Raw genomic sequence first — 16,917 nt, 5'->3', positions numbered from 1 at the left:
GACCCTCACGCCGCGTGCGGATGACTCCATCCGCACGTGGTGTAGACGCGCCCGTCGTAGTCGACGAGTCGGGCGGCCAGTTCCTGCTGCTCGAGCCAGGCCACCGCACCGAGGTTCCGTCGCTGCGACGACGCCGCGGCCGCGTAGGCCCACAACGCGTCCCCGGCCATCACCGACACCTGTTCCCAGCCGCCTCCCACACCTTCGCTCGCCCGGGTGCGATCTGCGCCGGCGGTCGCCAGCGCGGTACCCGCCGGCAGTTCCACCGCCCCGTCGCCCGGGACGGGAACCTGCCATCCGCCGGCCGGACAGTGTCCGGCCGTGGCGACGTTGCCGCCGACGCGGACCAGCACACCGCACTCGAGTTCGTGGGCGACCAGCGCGGCCGCCCGATCCGCGGTATCCGCCTTCGCGGTGTCGCCGATGTCGAACGACACCCCCCACGGTGCGAGCACGGTGGCGTCGTCGATCTGGACGTCCGCGAACGTGGGCTCCGGGTGGATGGACGGAACACTCGACGGCGGCTCGTCGAAGGCGAGCGGGCTGACCACGCCGTCGGTCATGCGGGCCACCCAGAGCGCCGATCGCAGGAGCCCGGCCAACCGGACACTGACTCGCACCGGCAGCCCCTGTGCCAGGTTGACGGCGTGGATCTCGGCGTCGCCGCGGTGGAGGCTGCAGGCGGATTCCGCCTCGGACAGGACCGCACCGACCAGCCCCGCCGCGGGTCCCAGCGCCGCGGCTTCGGTGACCTGGACCTCGATCTCCTCGTTCCAGGCGCTCCATCTCGTGTCGACAAGCATGACGTGCTCCGTGAATCGAGAAATTCGCTGCACCCAGTATGCGCCTGCACGGCAAACGCACTGGTCAACGCGTCGAGCGGACACCACCGACCGCGGTGAGGGCGAACCGGACCAGGTCTTCGATCACGCCGGGATCGGCACCGCCGGACGCCAGTGGGCCGGCCAGTACCTCGGCGGTGGCGCCGACGAGCGACGCCGCCGCCAGCGGAACGTTCTGCGGCTCGAGTTCGCCGTCGGCGATACCGTCGGCGACGGCCGCGGCGAACGCGTCGGCGAAGGTGCGGCGGAAGATGAGACGCTCGGCGTCGACCGCCGCGTCGACAGGTTCCGCGAGCAGCGTGTACGCGAGCTTCGGGTTTCGCATGGCCCGACCGCCGAAGGTCTCGATCACCGCCGCGATCCGCTCGGCGGCCGAACGACCAGGTCCCGCAGCCGCGTTCACCTCGGCAACCTCACGACCGACGATCTCTCGGAACACCGCGACCACGAGGTCCGACTTGCCCGAGAAATGCGTGTAGACGCTGCCGGTCGCCACCCCCGCGCGGGTGGCGACGGCCGCGATCGTCAGCCCCTGATAGCCCTCCTCCGACAGCACCGCGACCGCGGCTTGGAAGATGGCGTCGCGTTGGGCCGCGAGACGCGCCTCGACGGCGGGGGTTCGACGGTAGGCCATGGTGGTCAGTGTTCCAGTACGGCCCGCGAACCCACGATTCAACCCTTCCGGCGCAGCGGCCCCGGGTAGCGTCGAACCATGCCGGTGCGCACTGAACGAACCGGGCCCGTGACGACCATCGTGTTGTCCCGGCCCGAGGTGCGTAATGCGGTGGACGGGCCCACCGCCGCCGCGCTGGCCGAGGCGTTCCGCGAGTTCGAGAACGATCCCGATGCCGCGGTCGCGGTCCTGTGGGGCGACGGTGGCACGTTCTGCGCGGGCGCCGACCTCAAGGCACTCGGCACGGACCGGTCCAACCACGTCACACCCGACGGCGACGGACCGATGGGACCTACTCGCATGCGACTGTCCAAGCCGGTGATCGCCGCGATCGCGGGGCACGCGGTGGCCGGCGGTCTCGAACTGGCGTTGTGGGCGGACCTGCGAGTCGCGGAGTCCGACAGCGTCTTCGGCGTCTTCTGCCGGCGCTGGGGTGTACCACTGATCGACGGTGGCACCGTGCGCCTGCCCCGCCTCATCGGCGCGGGACGAGCAATGGACCTGATACTGACCGGCCGCGCGGTCGACGCCGACGAGGCCCTCGCGATCGGCCTGGTCAATCGGGTGGTGCCGCCGGGGCAGTCGCGGGCCGCCGCCGAGGAGTTGGCGACCGAACTCGCCCGATTCCCGCAAACCTGCCTCCGCGAGGACCGGATGTCGGCGCTCGAACAGGAGGGGTTGTCCGAGGAGAATGCCCTGGCGTCCGAGTTCCGGCACGGCATGGTGGCGGTCACCGTCGACGCGCTCGGCGGCGCCGCCCGGTTCGCGGCCGGCGAGGGCAGGCACGGCAGTTTCGGCAGCTGAGGCCCGCTTGGCGGTAACGTCCGATCCCATGGACCGGTTGACCATGGTGGACGAGATCTTCCTGCGCCGACATCACGGCTACGGGTTGCCGATCGTGATGCAGGGTTTGTGGCGCACCGCCGACGTCATGGATGGCGCGGTCCTCGCGTCGGTGCACGACGGGCTGAGGCACGGGGCCCTGGCCCGGCGGGTCGTCCGTCCGCGGGTGCCCGGCGCCCGATTGCGCTGGGTGACCAGCACCGACTGCTATCCCCTGCGGTACGACACCGAGACCGTGCCGGTCGACGACGTGCTCCGGTGGGCCGACGCGGAGGCCGCCGTCGACGTCGACCCCGAGTTCGGGCCGGGGTGGGCGCTGTCGGCGGCGCCGGTCGCCGACGGTGGCACCGTGATCTCCCTCGTGTGTTCGCACGTGATCGCCGACGCCCGCGGACTGATCTCCGCGGTCGACGCGGCCCTCACCGGCCGATCGACCCCACCGACCATCTCGCGCACGTCGGACGTGGCGGACGCAGCGCGCCTGGTCGGTACCGTCGTCGGGCGCGGGCTGGCGGCGACGCTGGGGCTGGCGTTCAGCGCGCGCCGGCGCCGTGAACTGCGGGACTTCGTCGACCAGACACCGGAGCCCGGGTCGGGCCAGGCCCACAGGCCGTCGGCGATGTGTAGCGCGATTCTCGACATCGACGCGACCGCCTGGGACGCGGTGGCCGCCGAACAGGACGGCACCGCGAACGGACTGTTCATCGCGGTGCTCACCGCGATCGCCGACGCCGCCGGGGTTCCGATGCCCCTGAACATCTGCCTGCCGGTCGACATGCGCAGTTCCGAGACGGCCGACAACTCCATCGTGATGACGGATGTGACTGTCGGACCGGAGGATTCACTCGCCGACATCCGCGAGCTGAGCCGGGAGGCGTACTCCCGCCCGCCGATGGGCGCGCCGTCGGGGTTCCCGGAGGAGATCTCCCAACTGCTCCCCGACCGACTGGCGCACCACCTGACTGCGGGCGCGGGCGAACGCGATGCACTCTGTTCCAACATCGGGCGGCTGCCCGACTCCGTCGGGTCACTCGGCCCGCACCGCACGACCGGCGTGGCGACCCGCGCCGTCCACCCGCGCCTGGCCGTGGACCACGACGCCGGCACCATGACGCGGCTGTCGGCGTACCTGTGCTCGTACGGCGACACGTACTCGTTGTCGCTGGTCGGGGTCGATCCCGCGTACTTCGACAGCGCCGACGAACTGCGTGAACTCGCCGTCGCACAGCTCGCGAAGCGGGGGTTGTCGGCGCAGGCCTGGTGAGCCACATGGCACCACTCGGCGCCATGTGGACAAGAATTTGATGCCAAACCCTTCCCATTGGCATCATGTTGGTGCCATAGTGGTGCCATGGACCTCACACCGTACGTCTCCGCACTCCACAACGATCTCGCCGTCGCGGCCGAGGCGGGCGGCCCGGACGCCCGCGCACTCGCGGAACGGTTGACGGCACCGCTGGATTCGGCGATCCGACTGGCACTGCTGGACGCGCTCTCGGCCGCCGCGAGCGAGATCACCAGTGAACTGGCCCCCGGTTCGGTCGATCTGCGCCTGCGCGGACGCGAGCCCAGCTTCGTCGTGACCCCGCCGCCCGCGCCGCCGGCGTTCACCGACCCCGGCGAGGCCTCCGAATCCGAGCCTCCGACGCCTCGTCCCGCAGAGACCGACGAGGGGCCGATGACCCGCATCAATCTCCGACTCCCGCAGGACCTCAAGGACCGTGTCGAGGACGCGGCCCGTACCGCCGGGCTGTCCGTCAACGCCTGGCTGGTCCGGTCGGCCGCCGCCGCGCTCGACGACGGCAGCGGCGCCCGACGGCCCGAGCGGCGCGCCCCGACCGGCGGCGACCGCTACACCGGCTGGGTCCGCTGACCCCGGCTGACCCCGCACACCATCGAACCCCCGAGGATCACCAATGCCTACTTTCGCCAGCACAGAACCGATCACCGCAACCCTCCAGTTCGCCGTCGGCGACGCCACCATCACCGCGAGCGATCGTGACGACACGGTCGTGGAGGTCCGCCCCAGCGACCCGAACCGCGAGACGGACGTGCGCGCCGCCGAACAGACCCGCGTCGAGTTCGCCTCGGGCCGACTGCTCGTACGAGCACCGAAGCCCCGAGTGCTCGGCGTGTGGGGCAAGGTCGGATCGGTCGACATCACGGTCGCACTGCCCTCCGGATCGGCGGTCGAGGCCGACGCGTCGGTGGCGGCGTTCCGCTCGACGGGCCGACTCGGCGACTGCCGGATCAAGACCTCGACCGGCGACGTCCGCCTCGGTGCCACCGCCGCACTGACCGCGCATTCCGGTGCCGGCGCGATCGTGGTGGAGAGTGTGTCCGGCGACGCCGACGTGAGCACCGGCTCGGGCAAGGTCGAACTGCCCCGCGTCGACGGCAGCCTCGTCGTCAAGAATGCCAACGGGCACAACCGGATCGGCAGCGTCACGGGAAGTCTCCGGGTCAAGACGGCGAACGGCGACGTCACCGTCGACCACGCCGGCGCCGACGTCACCGCCGCGACCGCGAACGGCGACATCCGGATCGGCGAGGTCACCCGTGGCACCGCGTCCCTGCGGACGGGACACGGCGAGATCGAGGTGGGAATCCGGTCCGGCACGGCCGCGCGCCTCGACGTACACACCTCGTTCGGCAAGGTCCACAACAGGCTCGCCGAGACGGCCGGACCGGCATCGACCGACCAAACCTTGGAACTCCAGGCCCACACCGGCTTCGGCGACATCATCGTTCACCGCGCAGAGGTCGGGCAGACAACTACCGGAAAGGCAGAGCTATGACGACATCGGTCAGCACCCGATCGGCGATCAGCGTTCGCTCGCTTCGAAAGTCCTTCGGAGACAATGTAGTGCTCGACGGCATCGACCTCGACATCGCGGAGGGAAGCGTCTTCGCCCTCCTCGGTCCCAACGGGGCGGGCAAGACCACCACGGTCCACATCCTGTCCACGCTCGTCCGCCCCGACGCGGGTGACGCGACGGTCGGCGGCCACGATCTGGCACAGGAACCCGACGCCGTCCGCCGCGCGATCGGCGTCACCGGGCAGTTCTCCGCGGTCGACAACCTCCTCACGGGCCGCGAGAACCTGATCCTGATGGCCGATCTCCACCACCTGGGCCGGGACGCCGGTCGGCGCCGGGCGAGCGAACTGCTCGAGCAGTTCGACCTGGTCGATGCGGCCTCGAAACCTGCCGGGAGCTACTCGGGTGGGATGCGGCGGCGACTCGACCTCGCGATGACGCTGGTCGGTAGTCCCCGGATCATCTTCCTCGACGAACCGACGACCGGACTCGATCCGCGCAGTCGACGCACGATGTGGGACATCATCCGCGAACTCGTCGCGGGCGGCGTCACGATCTTCCTCACGACGCAGTACCTGGAGGAGGCCGACCAACTCGCCGATCACATCGCCGTCCTCGACGGCGGCCACGTGGTCGCGGCAGGCACGCCGACCGAACTCAAGCGCCTCGTACCGGGCGGTCACGTCAGCCTGCAGTTCATCGATCCGGACGAGTTGGACTCGGCTGCAACATCACTCGCCGACGCCGTTCGTGACGACGACACCCTCACGCTGCAGGTTCCCGGAGACGGCAGCATCCGGTCACTGCGGTCGATTCTCGACCGACTCGACGCCGACTCGATCGAGGTCGCGAATCTGTCGATCCACACGCCCGACCTCGACGACGTCTTCCTCGCACTCACCGGCCGACCCGAAACACGAAAAGAGGCAGTGCGATGACCACGATGACGTACACACTGACGGACTCGGCGACCATGCTGCGGCGCAGCCTCCGGCACATCGTCCGGTACCCGTCGATGACGGTATTGCTCGTGGGGATGCCGATCGTCATCCTGCTGCTCTTCGTCTACGTGTTCGGCGGGACTCTCGGTGCAGGCCTGGGAGATCCGACCGGCGGGCGCTCCGCCTACGTCGATTTCGTGACCCCGGGCATCCTGCTGATGACGGTGGCCGGCGCCGCTCAGGGAACCGCGATCTCCGTCGCCACGGACATGACCGAGGGCATCATCGCCCGGTTCCGCACGATGGCGATATCGCGCGCGTCGGTGCTGACCGGTCACGTCGTGGGCACGATGATCCAGACGATGCTGAGCCTGCTGCTGGTCACCGGTGTGGCACTTCTCGTCGGGTTCCGCCCGACGGCCGGGGTCGTCGAGTGGATCGCGGCGATCGCGCTGCTGGCGGGTTTCACGTTCGCGATCACGTGGCTGTCCGTCGCGCTCGGGCTGGTGTCGAAGAGCGTCGAGACCGCGAGCAACCTACCGATGTTCCTGATCCTGCTGCCGTTCCTGGGTAGCGGTTTCGTCCCCACCGATTCCATGCCGACCGGCTTGCGCTGGTTCGCCGAGTACCAGCCGTTCAGCCCGGTCATCGACACCCTGCGCGGGCTTCTCCTGGGCGGTCCGATCGGCGCCGACGCAGCCCTGGCGGTCGCCTGGTCCGCCGCAATCGCCCTCTTCGGGTACGTGTGGGCGAAGCGCCGGTTCGAGCGTCGCTCGATACGCTGATCCCCACCCCCTGGCCCGACCGGAAGCGGCGCGAAACCGCCCGGTCGGGCCTACCGTGGATTCATGGCTCCCGAAGAGTTCGACGTCATCGTGATCGGAGGCGGGCCGGCCGGCGAGAACGCGGCGGCCTACGCCATTGCCGGCAGCGACCGCACCGCGGCGCTGATCGAGCACCAACTGGTGGGCGGCGAGTGCTCGTTCTGGGCGTGCATGCCGTCGAAGGCACTGCTGCGACCGGTGGAGGTGCTCGGCACCGCGCGGCACATGCCGGGTGTGGAGGAGAAGGTCAACGCCTACGGACTGGATGTCGAGGCGGTCCTCACGCGCCGCGACGGCTTCGTGCACAACCTCGACGACTCGTCACAGGTGTTGTGGGCGGATTCGGTCGGCATCGACGTCATCCGCGGCAGCGCCCGCATCACCGGGGCGCGGGAGGTGACCGTCGGCGACCGGGTGCTGCGGGCCCGGCACGCGGTCGTCCTCGCGACCGGCACGACCGCCTCCGTCCCCGGCACACCGGGCCTGCAGGAGGCGCTGCCGTGGACGTCGCGCGACGCCACGAACGTGCGGGAGATCCCCAGACGACTCGCGGTAATCGGCGGTGGCGTGGTGGCGTGCGAGGCCGCGACGTGGCTGCACGAACTCGGCGCCGACGAGGTGACGCTCGTCGTCCGCGGGTCCGGGCTGCTCGGACGCACCGAACCGTTCGCGGGCGAGATGGTCGCCGAGAAACTGCGCAAGCACGGCGTGAACCTGCGCTTCGGCGCGAACGTGGAATCGGTGACTCGCATTGCCCCGTCGGACACCGGCATCGGCCGGATCCACGGCGGACCCGTCACGCTGGCGCTGAGCGGCGACGGCTCGGACCCCGAACTCGAGGCCGACGAGATCCTCGTCGCGACCGGACGCACCCCCGCCACCGCCGGGCTGGGGCTCGAGACGCTCGGTCTGCCCGATCTTGATTCTCACGGCTACGTCACCGTCGACGATCACCTCACTGTGGCGGGCGTCGACGGTGACTGGCTGTACGCGGTGGGCGACGTCAACGGTCGGTCCCTGCTCACCCACATGGGCAAGTACCAGGCGCGGGTGTGCGGCGACGTGATCGCGGCGCGAGCGGAGGGCCGGCCGCTCGACGGGCCCCGGTTCGTCGCGTCCGCCGATCACGGGCAGGTGCCGCAGGTGGTGTTCACGACGCCCGAGATCGCCGCGGTGGGCCGCACCGAAGAACAGGCCCGTGACGACGGCCTCGACGTCGAGGTGCTGGCGGTCGACATCGACGTCGCGGGTGCCGCGCTGTCGCGGGACGACTACACCGGGCGCGCGGCGCTCGTGATCGACCGGGCCACCGACACCGTGGTGGGCGCGACGTTCGTCGGATCCGGGGTCGCGGAACTGGTGCACGCGGCGACGGTCGCGGTGGTGGGCCGGGTCCCGGTCGAGACGCTGTGGCACGCGGTCCCGTCGTATCCGACGGTCAGCGAGGTGTGGTTGCGGTTGCTCGAGGCGAGACGCAATCCGTCGTGAGCACCGCGAGGACGTTCCCCACCTCCTGGCCGACACGGTCGGTACGCGGTACGCTGGTGGCACATACGGAGGTGTGACCATGCTCGTCGACCGCGACCGCGACCGCGACCGTGCCCGCGACACGATCCACGCGCTGTCCGATCAGGATCTGGTCGAGCTGCTGGCAGAGGAGTTCTCCCGTCGGCCCAACCTGCGGCCGGTCCGCGACGACGTGACCGCGCTGATGGCGATGGGGCCGGCGCTGGCGCTGCAGCACGAGCGCGCCGTCGCCAACCCCGCCGCAGCCGCGGTGGCGCGCACCCGCATCGTGTCATCCGCTCTCCGGTCGCTCGTCGACGAGCACGAGATGTTCGACTCCACCACCGTCAGCCGAGCCCTCGGCAAGTCGGCCACCAGCCGCAACACCGCCAGCCGTCTGGCGGCGGCGGGCACCGTCATCGCACTGCCCGCGTCCGGGCACAATCTCTTCCCTGCCTTCCAGTTCGACGCCGAACGCCGCGAGGTGCGCCCGATCGTCGCCGAGATCAACCGAATGATCGGCGCCAAGGACGATCCATGGGGCACCGCGTCGTGGTGGCTGTCCCCCACCGCCTTCGCCGACGACCCGCGCTCCCCTGCCGAGCTCGCCGTCGCGGGCGGGCACGAGCAGGATCTGCGGGACATGGCCGACGACCTGATCCACGGCTGAGCATCGCGTGATCTACCCGGATCCGCCGGCGCTGCTGCCACCCGCCCTGATCACCACGCTTCCCGCCGACACGTCGGTGTGGCGCATTCACAGCGCCGTGCGCGGCGCCGCCGACCTCAACCCCACCCCACGACCACGCCCGCGTGCCGGCGGCAGGTTCGACAGTCTCGACGGCTCCTACGCCTACCTGTATCTGGGGGACAGTCCCGCAGCCGCGGTCGCGGAGACGCTGTGCCGGAACCTGCCGGTCGACCAGTCCCCCAGACTGATTCCGCGGGTGCAGATCCGGGGACGCGTACTGAGCGAACTGCGAACCACCCGCCCGGTGCGGGTGGCCGACCTGACCGGCACCGGGTCGGCGCGCCTGAACGCGGGCGTCTGGCTCACCAAGTGCGACCCGTCCGGCTACCTCCACACCCGGCGCTGGGCCGCAGCCGTCCTGGCCGCCAATCCCGGCATCGACGGCCTGCAATACCGGCCCCGGCACGACGAGAACAACCTCGCCTGGATGCTCGCCGGCTCCCCCGGCACCATCGCGCACCCCGCGGTCACGGCGGTCGGCGGCGTCGTTCCGCTCGATTCGGCGGACGGGCACTACCTTCTCGGGGCGCTACTCACCGCCCACAATGCCGCTCTCGCGCCCTGATCACGCCCGCCCGGGACCGCACGAGTGCGACACTCACGGTGTGTCGTCGACGCGAATCATCAGGGTCCTGCACGCCCCGCGGGAACGGGTCTTCCGCGCCCTGCTGGATCCGGAAGCGATCGCGACCTGGCGCGTCCCGGCGAACATGACCGCGCAGGTGCACCGGTTCGACGCCCACGTCGGCGGGCACTACCGCATCTCACTCACCTACGACTCCCCCGACGTGGCCGGCAAGACCACGGCCCACACCGACACGTACCACGGCTACTTCCAGTCCATCACCGACGGCAAGCAGGTGAAGGAACAGATGGAGTTCGAGACCGACGACCCTGACATGCGCGGAATGATGAACGTGTCGATCAAGCTGTGGGACCACGCCGACGGCACCGAACTGGACGTCCTGCACACAGGCATTCCGCCTGGGGTCGATCCCGCGGACAACGAACTCGGCTGGAATGAGGCGCTCGATCGGCTCGCCGGGATCGTCGAACACGGGTGACGCCCGTGCCCGACATCGTTCAGTCCGGCAGCCCGCCTCCGTAACCACGGGCCGTCAGGCCGCCCGGCTGCAACGAACGGCCGATCGACCGCGCCGCAGCGCGCACCATCTGGGACAGTGCAGTCGTCTGCGCGGTCTCGGCGTTGACGACTATCGCGAGGGCGGCCGTGGCCACACCCGGGCGTCCGAAGATCGGTGCGGCGATCGACAGCGCCTCCATCGTGACCTGACGGTCACTGATCGCCAGTTCCCGCTTGCGAACCTCCGCGAGTGTTCGACGCAGCTCGTCCGCGGAGGTGATGGTCTTCTCGGTGAACCGTTCGAGCGGTCTCGACAGCACCTCCTCCTGCACCATGACCGGCGCGAAGGCCAACAGCGCGAGTCCGATGCTCGATGCGTGGATCGGGAATCGTCCTCCGACCCGGGTGCGGACAGGAACGGCGCGCTTGCCGCCGATTCGTTCGAGGAAGATGATCTCGGAACCCTCGCGTACCCCCAGCTGAACGTTCTCCTGCGTGATCTGCGACAGGTCCTCCATCACCGGCATGGCGAGCTCGCGCAGCATGGTGCCGCGGGGCGCGAGCGACGCGACCTCCCACAGCCGCAGCCCGATCCGGTACCGGCCCGAACCGTCCCGTTCGAGCGCGCCCCACCCGGTCAGGTCCGCGGCCAGCCGGTGCACGGTGGTGAGTGGGAAGCCCGTCAGGCGGGACATCTCACTGAGCGTCAGAACGGGTTGGTCCGGAGAGAAGACCTCGAGCAGGTTCAGTGCCCGCACGGTGACGGAACCGGTTGGGCCCCGGCGACTCCCGACCACGGACATGCCCAACACCCCACTCAAGGCCTTCATCGACTCAGACGGGATGCACCCGCACCGGAATGCTAGCCCAGCCCTTGAGGGTGTTGTTCAGCCTCGGGACGGCGGCGGCCGTCGGCTCGATCCGGCGTACCCGGCGTGCCAGGGCAGTCAGGATCGTCTCGGCCTCGAGCCGCGCGATGGGCTGTCCGACGCACTGGTGAATGCCCATTCCGAAGGCGACGTGGCCGCTCGCGGCGCGCTGGATGTCGAACTCCTCGGACCGGTCGCCCCAGTGCCGCTCGTCGCGGTTTCCGGATCCGAGGAACAGCAGCACCTTCTGGCCTTCCGCGATCCGGTGACCGGCGAACTCGGTGTCCGCGGCGGTGGTCCGGAAGAACGTCTGCACAGGGGACTCGAAGCGCAGCGCCTCGTCGAACGCGAACTTCGCCAGGTTGGGCCGTTCGTGCAGGATGCTCCACTGGGCGGGGTGCGCGGCCAGCGCGTGCAGGGCGTTCCCGATACCGAACACCGTGGTGTCCACACCCGCGGTGAGCAGCGAGCGCACCAGCATCGGCGCCTGAGCATGGGTGATCTCGCCGCGGTCGGCGGCTGCCCAGATCTGCGCACCGAATCCCGTGGCCGACAGGTTGGCACGCTCGCAGCTCTCCGAGATCCACGCCTGGATCGGCTCGGCGGTCTCGAGTGCCCTCGTCACCCGGTCGTTGCGGGGGCCGAAAGCGTTGAAGGCCATCGCGCCGTACGGGAGAAGATTCTCGCGGCCCTCGGCGCGCACACCCACCGCGTCCGGGAACACCTGCAGAGGGAACACCTCGGCCAGGTCGGTGACCGCATCGAACTCGCCACGACGCACCAACGCGTCCACGAGCAGATCCGCCTGCTGCTGGAGGTGGTCTCGCAGTTGGCGGACCGATCGCGGCGACAGGATCGCATTCATCGCCGCCCGCACCGAGGTGTGGTCCGGCGGGTCGGCCTCGAGCAGCAAACTCGGTGTCCGCCAGGGTGTCTCGTGCCGGAGATCACTCAGCCCGACGCCCCGGCCGGAAACGAACGTGCGCCAGTCGGTGAGCGCGGCGTGCACATCCGTGTAGCGGCCCATCGCGAGGACGTCGTATCGGTGCAGGCACACGACCGGTCCGGCGGCTCGCAGCCTGGCATGGAATTCGTACGGATCCGCCAGGGTCGCATCGTCGAACGGGTCGTCGTCGAGGCCGGGCAGGTCCACCCGCACGGTCGAGGTCTCGGTTGTCATGTGTCCGCTCTCCTCACAGGTCCAGAATCAGGCGCGGGCACGCTGCTCGCGAAACGCAGATCATCATCGTGTCGTCGGCCGCTCGTTCCTCGTCGGTGAGCAGTGAATCCCGGTGGTCGACGACGCCGCCGAGCACCGACGTCTCGCAGGTCCCGCACGTACCCTCCTGGCAGGAGGACAGCACCTGAACTCCCGCCGCGGTGACCGCCTCGAGGATCGAGGTACCGGGTGGCACGGTCACGGTCGTGCCGCTGAGCGCGAGCTCCACCTCGAACGTCTCGTCGAGGACCGGGGCGCCGAGTTCCCTTGCCGCGAAACGCTCGACGTGCAGCGTTCCGGCGGGCCACTGCTCACACCTCTCGGCAACCGCATCCAGGAGGCCGGCTGGACCGCAGCAGTACACGAGGGTGTCCGGAAGCGGTGTACCGAGGATCGCCGAGAGGTCGGGCTGCCCGGAGACGTCCTGCGCGCACACCTCGACGCTGTCCGGGTAGAGCGTCGTCAGCTCGTCGACGAACGCCATCGAGCCACGACGGCGGCCGCCGTACGTGAGCGTCCAGTCGGATCCCGCGGCGTGCGCGGCAGCGACCATCGGCAGCATCGGGGTGATTCCGATGCCGCCGGCGATGAAGATGTACCGCGGCGCGTCGCGTAGTTCGAAGTTGTTCCGGGGACCGCGGACCCGGACCGAGTCACCCACATCGAGCTTGTCGTGCACGTACTGTGACCCACCGCGGCCGTCCGGCTCTCGGAGCACCGCGATCCTCCAACAGCCGGGGTCGGAGGGATCGCCGCACAGGGAGTACTGCCGCACGAGGTCCGGCTGCAATACGACATCGATGTGCGAGCCCGGAGTCCATTGCGGCAGCGCAACCCCCGCTGGGTGGCGTAGTTCGAGGACGGCGACGCCGCCGACGACGTCGCTCTTGCGATGCACTTCGAGGTCGGCCTCGAATTCGTGTGACCGGACTGTCATGAGTTCACCAACACTCTCGGAGGGATGTAGGGGGTCGCTGTCTCGTTGGTCCCGGAGCCGGTCGTGTGGCCGGTCGGGTGGCCGAGCAACCAGTTCCACAGCTCGATCGGATCGTCGGCGACCCTGGTGGCGCCGCAGTGACACGTGTCTTCGAGGCTGTCGGATCCCGGCACCCAGACGATTCGTACGACGTTGCGGCCCTTCGGCCTTACGGCGGGTTCGGTGGCCATCGATGCGCTCTCGTCAGCCGACCGGGACGGATCGAGAGGGCCGCTTCACCATCTGCTCGAGCATCCTGCGCGCGGCCAGCGCACCGGCGTCGATGTTGATGCTCAGTTCCTGATAACCCGAGGGTTCGCCCGCGATCACCGTCTCGAGCAGATCGAGGGCGACCACGTCCTGGAGCACCACGGTGCGGTTGTTCTCCCGCAGGAAGTCGGTCACGTCCTGATCATCGAGCGCGAAATCTCGCGCCACCGACCAGAAGTCGTGCGTCGAGTGTTCGGTTTCGGGGGTGATGGCGTAGACCACCTCGACGTGGAAGGCCTGGCTGTCGGGCCCCTCCTCGGGCGGCATCACACCGACGGGGGCAATACGACTGTGCAACAGGTACAGACATGGTGGGGTGTACTCGACGTCCTGCCATCGGGTGATGCGCCCTTCGATGCCGGTCGACTCGGCGTAGAACGGGGGGCACTCCGCATCGTCCATGTGCCGGCTCATGCAGATGACGCCCGCATCCTCGTCCACCTCGGTGCTGATCGGTGTCGCCGCGACCTCGGGTGTACCGATGTATCCGCCGTGCAGATAGGTCTCGTGGGACAGGTCCATCAGGTTGTCCACCAGGAGGCCGTATCGCGCCCGCAGCGGCTCCATGCCTCGCACGACCGCGTAGTCGGGGCTGTCCAGCCATGGGGCACGGGGAATCTCGGCCGAATCGGGCTCCGTCGGATCGTGCGGGTCCGGGATCCAGATCCACACGAAAGAGTCCTGCTCGACGACGGTGAAGCTCTTCAAGCGCGCAGTACGCGGGATCCGACTCTGGCCGGGCACCGCCACGCAGCCCCCGTCACGGCCGTAGGTGAATCCGTGGTAACCGCAGACCACCGTGTCGCCCTCGAGGCGACTCGGCGCCTGGGACAGCGGAAACCTGCGGTGCACGCAGCGATCCGACATCGCGGTGACTTCTCCGGACTCGGTGCGCCAGAACAGGATCGGCTCACCGCAGATGGTTCGGGCGAACAACTCGCGCCCCACCTCCGAACCGTAGGCCGCCACGTACCACTGGTTTCGGGCTATCGATGTCATCGTGTGCTCCCAACTGGGCGGCGCGTCTCGCGCACCTCGACTTCGGGTGGGGCCGGCAGGCCCGGTGACTGCATCCACTGTCACGGAACCGGTATGACCGAGACCACTCGACTTCCGGATATCGGAAGACTGTGTGCCGTCTTCCGATATCCGGAATGGGGGTGGAATCGAGACGAGGCGATCCGCAAATGTTCTGCCGAGTGATCCGGCTCACATCACATCACTCGATCAAGGGACCGAACATGAGTATTGATCTGCGGGAGCGCATCGATTCCAGTCCGATGTCGCGATTCCAATGGGGCGCGGTGGCGATCTGCGTCCTGCTCAACGTCCTCGACGGCTTCGACGTGCTGGTGATGGCCTTCACCGCACAGTCGGTATCCCAGGAATGGGGACTATCAGGCTCCGAGGTCGGACTACTCCTGAGCGCCGGACTGTTCGGAATGGCGGGCGGATCACTGCTACTCGCGCCCTGGGCCGACACGATCGGCCGACGCCGGATGATCCTGCTCTGCCTGGCCATCGCCAGCGCCGGGATGACCCTGTCGGCGCTGAGCCCCAACGCCCTCGCACTGGGCCTCCTCCGCGCGCTGACCGGAGTCGGAATCGGCGGAATCCTGGCCAGCAGCAACGTCATTGCGAGCGAGTACGCGTCGTCCCGCTGGCGCGGACTCGCGGTGAGCCTGAACTCGACCGGCTACGCGATCGGCGCCACGTCGGGCGGCATCATCGCCGTGGTGCTGCAGAACAGTTTCGGGTGGCGCTCCGTTTTCCTCTTCGGCGGCGTCTGCACCGCGGCCATCATTCCCGTGGTGTTCCTGCGACTGCCCGAGTCACTCGACTTTCTGCTGACCCGGCGGCCGGCCAACGCACTCGCGCGCATCAACAAGTTCGCCGCGCGAATCGGGCAGCCGCAACTGTCCGAGCTTCCGGACCCGACCGAGGACGGCACTTCGCCGACCGAGTCGGCCGGCAAACTGCGGCAATTGTTCTCGCCTGAACTGCTTCGTCCCACCCTGCTGATCTGGTTCGCGTTCTTCATGATCATGTTCGGCTTCTACTTCGTCACCAGTTGGACGCCGAAACTGCTGGTGGCCGCGGGACTTTCCGCGAACCAGGGGATCACCGGCGGCGTGCTGCTCAACCTCGGCGGAATCTTCGGGGCCACCTTGCTCGGCGCCCTGTCCGCCAGGTTCGCGCTGCGATCGGTCCTGTCCGCCTACATGGTGATCGCAGGTGTTCTCCTGGTCGTCTTCGTGCCCGCCACCAGCTCCATCGTGGTCGGATTCACGCTCGGAGCCCTCATCGGGGTCTTCGTGAACGGCTGCGTCGCCGGGCTGTACGCGATCACCCCGTCGGTGTACGGACCGTCCGTCCGAGCGACCGGCGTCGGCTGGGGAATCGGCGTGGGACGGATCGGCGCCATCGTCTCGCCCATCGTCGCAGGCAAGCTGTTGGATCTGGACTGGACGCCCACACAGCTGTACATCCTCGTCGCCGGCGCGTTCGTCCTCGGAGCGATCGCGGTCAGCAGACTGCAGTCCGAATCGAAGAAGACGACACCCGCACCGGTGGAGCCGTCCCCCGCGGGGATGCTGTCGGGCGAGCCCGCCTGACCGCGCACCCCCAGGGGACGAGCGCCGGCGTCAGTCACCGCCCGGGGCGCTGAGCGCCGGGAACCAGATGTCGGTGAGGACCTCCGCCGCCTGTTCGCGGGGAACCTCGATCGTCCCCTGGAGGGCCCATCGGGTGAAGAACCGTTCGAGCTGCGCGACCAGTAGTTCGATACGCAACCGGGCCTCGTCCTGCCGGTCCTGCGGCCAGCGCGCCAGGTACTGCGTCATCGAGTTGGGCAGGGCGAGGATCCCGTCACGGGACGTCTCGCGGAACGAGGGTTCCAGGGCGACCGCCTCGTCCCACGCGGGCAGGATGTCCTTGCACTCGTCGAACCAGTCGATGGCCCGGTTCACCCAGGCCGTGAACTCGGCGCGGGATCCGGTCTCGAGCACCCGATCGAGGTCCTCGTAGAACGCGAAGACACTCGGCACCATCTTCTCCGCACTGATGGCTCGCAGGATCTCCACCTTGCCGGGAAAATGCAGGTAGAAGGTGGCGCGGCTGCAGCCGACCGCAGCGGCGATGTCGTCGACGGTGACCGCCGCGTAGCCGCGCGCGCAGAACAACTCCCGAGCACACTCCATGAGCTTGGTCCGGGTCCACCGCTTCTGTTCTTCTCGCAGACTTCCGCGCCGGCTCTTGATCTCGTCCGCAGCAACTCCCACGCCCTAGACGATGGCGCAC

General features: G+C 69.1%; 18 protein-coding genes. 11 read left to right on the top strand and 7 right to left on the bottom strand.

Annotated features, from left to right (window positions below):
• Positions 1-5: 5 nt before the first annotated feature.
• Positions 6-803, bottom strand: coding sequence for an FAD:protein FMN transferase (locus DEU38_RS00430; protein ID WP_114718167.1), 798 nt, complete (start codon positions 801-803; stop codon positions 6-8).
• A 64-nt stretch (positions 804-867) separates the two neighbouring features.
• Positions 868-1,476: a TetR/AcrR family transcriptional regulator gene (locus DEU38_RS00425; protein WP_114718166.1), complete on the bottom strand. Its 609-nt coding sequence runs from the start codon at positions 1,474-1,476 to the stop codon at positions 868-870.
• A gap of 78 nt (positions 1,477-1,554) precedes the next feature.
• Here DEU38_RS00425 and DEU38_RS00420 point away from each other — a divergent pair, with 78 nt between their 5' ends.
• From DEU38_RS00420 to DEU38_RS00375, 10 genes are all read left to right on the top strand, one after another.
• Positions 1,555-2,319, top strand: a complete 765-nt coding sequence (locus DEU38_RS00420; protein WP_114718165.1) for a crotonase/enoyl-CoA hydratase family protein — start codon at positions 1,555-1,557, stop codon at positions 2,317-2,319.
• A gap of 28 nt (positions 2,320-2,347) precedes the next feature.
• Entirely contained in the window at positions 2,348-3,622 is a 1,275-nt protein-coding gene (locus DEU38_RS00415; RefSeq protein ID WP_114718164.1) for a hypothetical protein, read from the top strand.
• An 87-nt stretch (positions 3,623-3,709) separates the two neighbouring features.
• The gene (locus tag DEU38_RS00410; protein WP_114718163.1) at positions 3,710-4,231 is read left to right on the top strand and encodes a hypothetical protein; all 522 of its coding nucleotides are present in this window, start codon (positions 3,710-3,712) and stop codon (positions 4,229-4,231) included.
• A 43-nt stretch (positions 4,232-4,274) separates the two neighbouring features.
• A complete protein-coding gene (locus DEU38_RS00405) occupies positions 4,275-5,156 on the top strand; it encodes a DUF4097 family beta strand repeat-containing protein (RefSeq protein WP_114718162.1) in 882 nt (293 codons plus the stop codon).
• Entirely contained in the window at positions 5,153-6,115 is a 963-nt protein-coding gene (locus DEU38_RS00400) for an ATP-binding cassette domain-containing protein (RefSeq protein WP_114718161.1), read from the top strand. The genes DEU38_RS00405 and DEU38_RS00400 overlap by 4 nt, the downstream gene beginning before the upstream one ends.
• Positions 6,112-6,903 (top strand): ABC transporter permease, encoded by a 792-nt coding sequence (locus DEU38_RS00395; RefSeq protein ID WP_114718160.1) that lies wholly within the window; start codon positions 6,112-6,114, stop codon positions 6,901-6,903. The genes DEU38_RS00400 and DEU38_RS00395 overlap by 4 nt, the downstream gene beginning before the upstream one ends.
• Before the next feature lie 63 nt (positions 6,904-6,966).
• Positions 6,967-8,430, top strand: coding sequence for an NAD(P)/FAD-dependent oxidoreductase (locus tag DEU38_RS00390; RefSeq protein WP_114718159.1), 1,464 nt, complete (start codon positions 6,967-6,969; stop codon positions 8,428-8,430).
• 79 nt (positions 8,431-8,509) lie between these two features.
• The gene (locus tag DEU38_RS00385; RefSeq protein WP_114718532.1) at positions 8,510-9,118 is read left to right on the top strand and encodes a hypothetical protein; all 609 of its coding nucleotides are present in this window, start codon (positions 8,510-8,512) and stop codon (positions 9,116-9,118) included.
• Positions 9,119-9,125: 7 nt separating this feature from the next.
• Entirely contained in the window at positions 9,126-9,764 is a 639-nt protein-coding gene (locus DEU38_RS00380) for an RES family NAD+ phosphorylase (RefSeq protein WP_258557582.1), read from the top strand.
• Between the two features lie 40 nt (positions 9,765-9,804).
• The gene (locus tag DEU38_RS00375; RefSeq protein ID WP_220181874.1) at positions 9,805-10,263 is read left to right on the top strand and encodes an SRPBCC domain-containing protein; all 459 of its coding nucleotides are present in this window, start codon (positions 9,805-9,807) and stop codon (positions 10,261-10,263) included.
• Between the two features lie 19 nt (positions 10,264-10,282).
• Here DEU38_RS00375 and DEU38_RS00370 read toward each other — a convergent pair whose 3' ends face one another.
• From DEU38_RS00370 to DEU38_RS00350, 4 genes are all read right to left on the bottom strand, one after another.
• Positions 10,283-11,086 (bottom strand): IclR family transcriptional regulator, encoded by an 804-nt coding sequence (locus DEU38_RS00370; RefSeq protein ID WP_114718157.1) that lies wholly within the window; start codon positions 11,084-11,086, stop codon positions 10,283-10,285.
• Positions 11,087-11,117: 31 nt separating this feature from the next.
• Positions 11,118-12,332, bottom strand: a complete 1,215-nt coding sequence (locus tag DEU38_RS00365) for a cytochrome P450 (protein WP_114718156.1) — start codon at positions 12,330-12,332, stop codon at positions 11,118-11,120.
• A gap of 13 nt (positions 12,333-12,345) precedes the next feature.
• Entirely contained in the window at positions 12,346-13,308 is a 963-nt protein-coding gene (locus tag DEU38_RS00360; RefSeq protein WP_114718155.1) for a PDR/VanB family oxidoreductase, read from the bottom strand.
• A gap of 243 nt (positions 13,309-13,551) precedes the next feature.
• Positions 13,552-14,616, bottom strand: coding sequence for an aromatic ring-hydroxylating dioxygenase subunit alpha (locus DEU38_RS00350; protein ID WP_114718153.1), 1,065 nt, complete (start codon positions 14,614-14,616; stop codon positions 13,552-13,554).
• A 242-nt stretch (positions 14,617-14,858) separates the two neighbouring features.
• Here DEU38_RS00350 and DEU38_RS00345 point away from each other — a divergent pair, with 242 nt between their 5' ends.
• A complete protein-coding gene (locus DEU38_RS00345) occupies positions 14,859-16,232 on the top strand; it encodes an MFS transporter (RefSeq protein ID WP_114718530.1) in 1,374 nt (457 codons plus the stop codon).
• 30 nt (positions 16,233-16,262) lie between these two features.
• Here the strand turns inward: DEU38_RS00345 and DEU38_RS00340 are convergent, their stop codons facing one another.
• Positions 16,263-16,898, bottom strand: a complete 636-nt coding sequence (locus tag DEU38_RS00340) for a TetR/AcrR family transcriptional regulator (RefSeq protein ID WP_254622827.1) — start codon at positions 16,896-16,898, stop codon at positions 16,263-16,265.
• Between the last annotated feature and the right edge of the window lie 19 nt (positions 16,899-16,917).

Source organism: Rhodococcus sp. AG1013 (genome assembly GCF_003350365.1).
Lineage (GTDB): Bacteria > Actinomycetota > Actinomycetes > Mycobacteriales > Mycobacteriaceae > Prescottella.
The sequence above is the reverse complement of the archived record's forward strand: the minus strand, read 5'-3'. Positions and strand labels throughout refer to the sequence as shown.

Bases quoted from the DNA above. Each gene is read 5' to 3' on its own strand.
- DEU38_RS00430 (WP_114718167.1), bottom strand. From the start codon at position 803: ATGCTTGTCGACACGAGATGGAGCGCCTGGAACGAGGAGATCGAGGTC.
- DEU38_RS00425 (WP_114718166.1), bottom strand. From the start codon at position 1,476: ATGGCCTACCGTCGAACCCCCGCCGTCGAGGCGCGTCTCGCGGCCCAA.
- DEU38_RS00420 (WP_114718165.1), top strand. From the start codon at position 1,555: ATGCCGGTGCGCACTGAACGAACCGGGCCCGTGACGACCATCGTGTTG.
- DEU38_RS00415 (WP_114718164.1), top strand. From the start codon at position 2,348: ATGGACCGGTTGACCATGGTGGACGAGATCTTCCTGCGCCGACATCAC.
- DEU38_RS00410 (WP_114718163.1), top strand. From the start codon at position 3,710: ATGGACCTCACACCGTACGTCTCCGCACTCCACAACGATCTCGCCGTC.
- DEU38_RS00405 (WP_114718162.1), top strand. From the start codon at position 4,275: ATGCCTACTTTCGCCAGCACAGAACCGATCACCGCAACCCTCCAGTTC.
- DEU38_RS00400 (WP_114718161.1), top strand. From the start codon at position 5,153: ATGACGACATCGGTCAGCACCCGATCGGCGATCAGCGTTCGCTCGCTT.
- DEU38_RS00395 (WP_114718160.1), top strand. From the start codon at position 6,112: ATGACCACGATGACGTACACACTGACGGACTCGGCGACCATGCTGCGG.
- DEU38_RS00390 (WP_114718159.1), top strand. From the start codon at position 6,967: ATGGCTCCCGAAGAGTTCGACGTCATCGTGATCGGAGGCGGGCCGGCC.
- DEU38_RS00385 (WP_114718532.1), top strand. From the start codon at position 8,510: ATGCTCGTCGACCGCGACCGCGACCGCGACCGTGCCCGCGACACGATC.
- DEU38_RS00370 (WP_114718157.1), bottom strand. From the start codon at position 11,086: ATGTCCGTGGTCGGGAGTCGCCGGGGCCCAACCGGTTCCGTCACCGTG.
- DEU38_RS00365 (WP_114718156.1), bottom strand. From the start codon at position 12,332: ATGACAACCGAGACCTCGACCGTGCGGGTGGACCTGCCCGGCCTCGAC.
- DEU38_RS00360 (WP_114718155.1), bottom strand. From the start codon at position 13,308: ATGACAGTCCGGTCACACGAATTCGAGGCCGACCTCGAAGTGCATCGC.
- DEU38_RS00350 (WP_114718153.1), bottom strand. From the start codon at position 14,616: ATGACATCGATAGCCCGAAACCAGTGGTACGTGGCGGCCTACGGTTCG.
- DEU38_RS00345 (WP_114718530.1), top strand. From the start codon at position 14,859: ATGAGTATTGATCTGCGGGAGCGCATCGATTCCAGTCCGATGTCGCGA.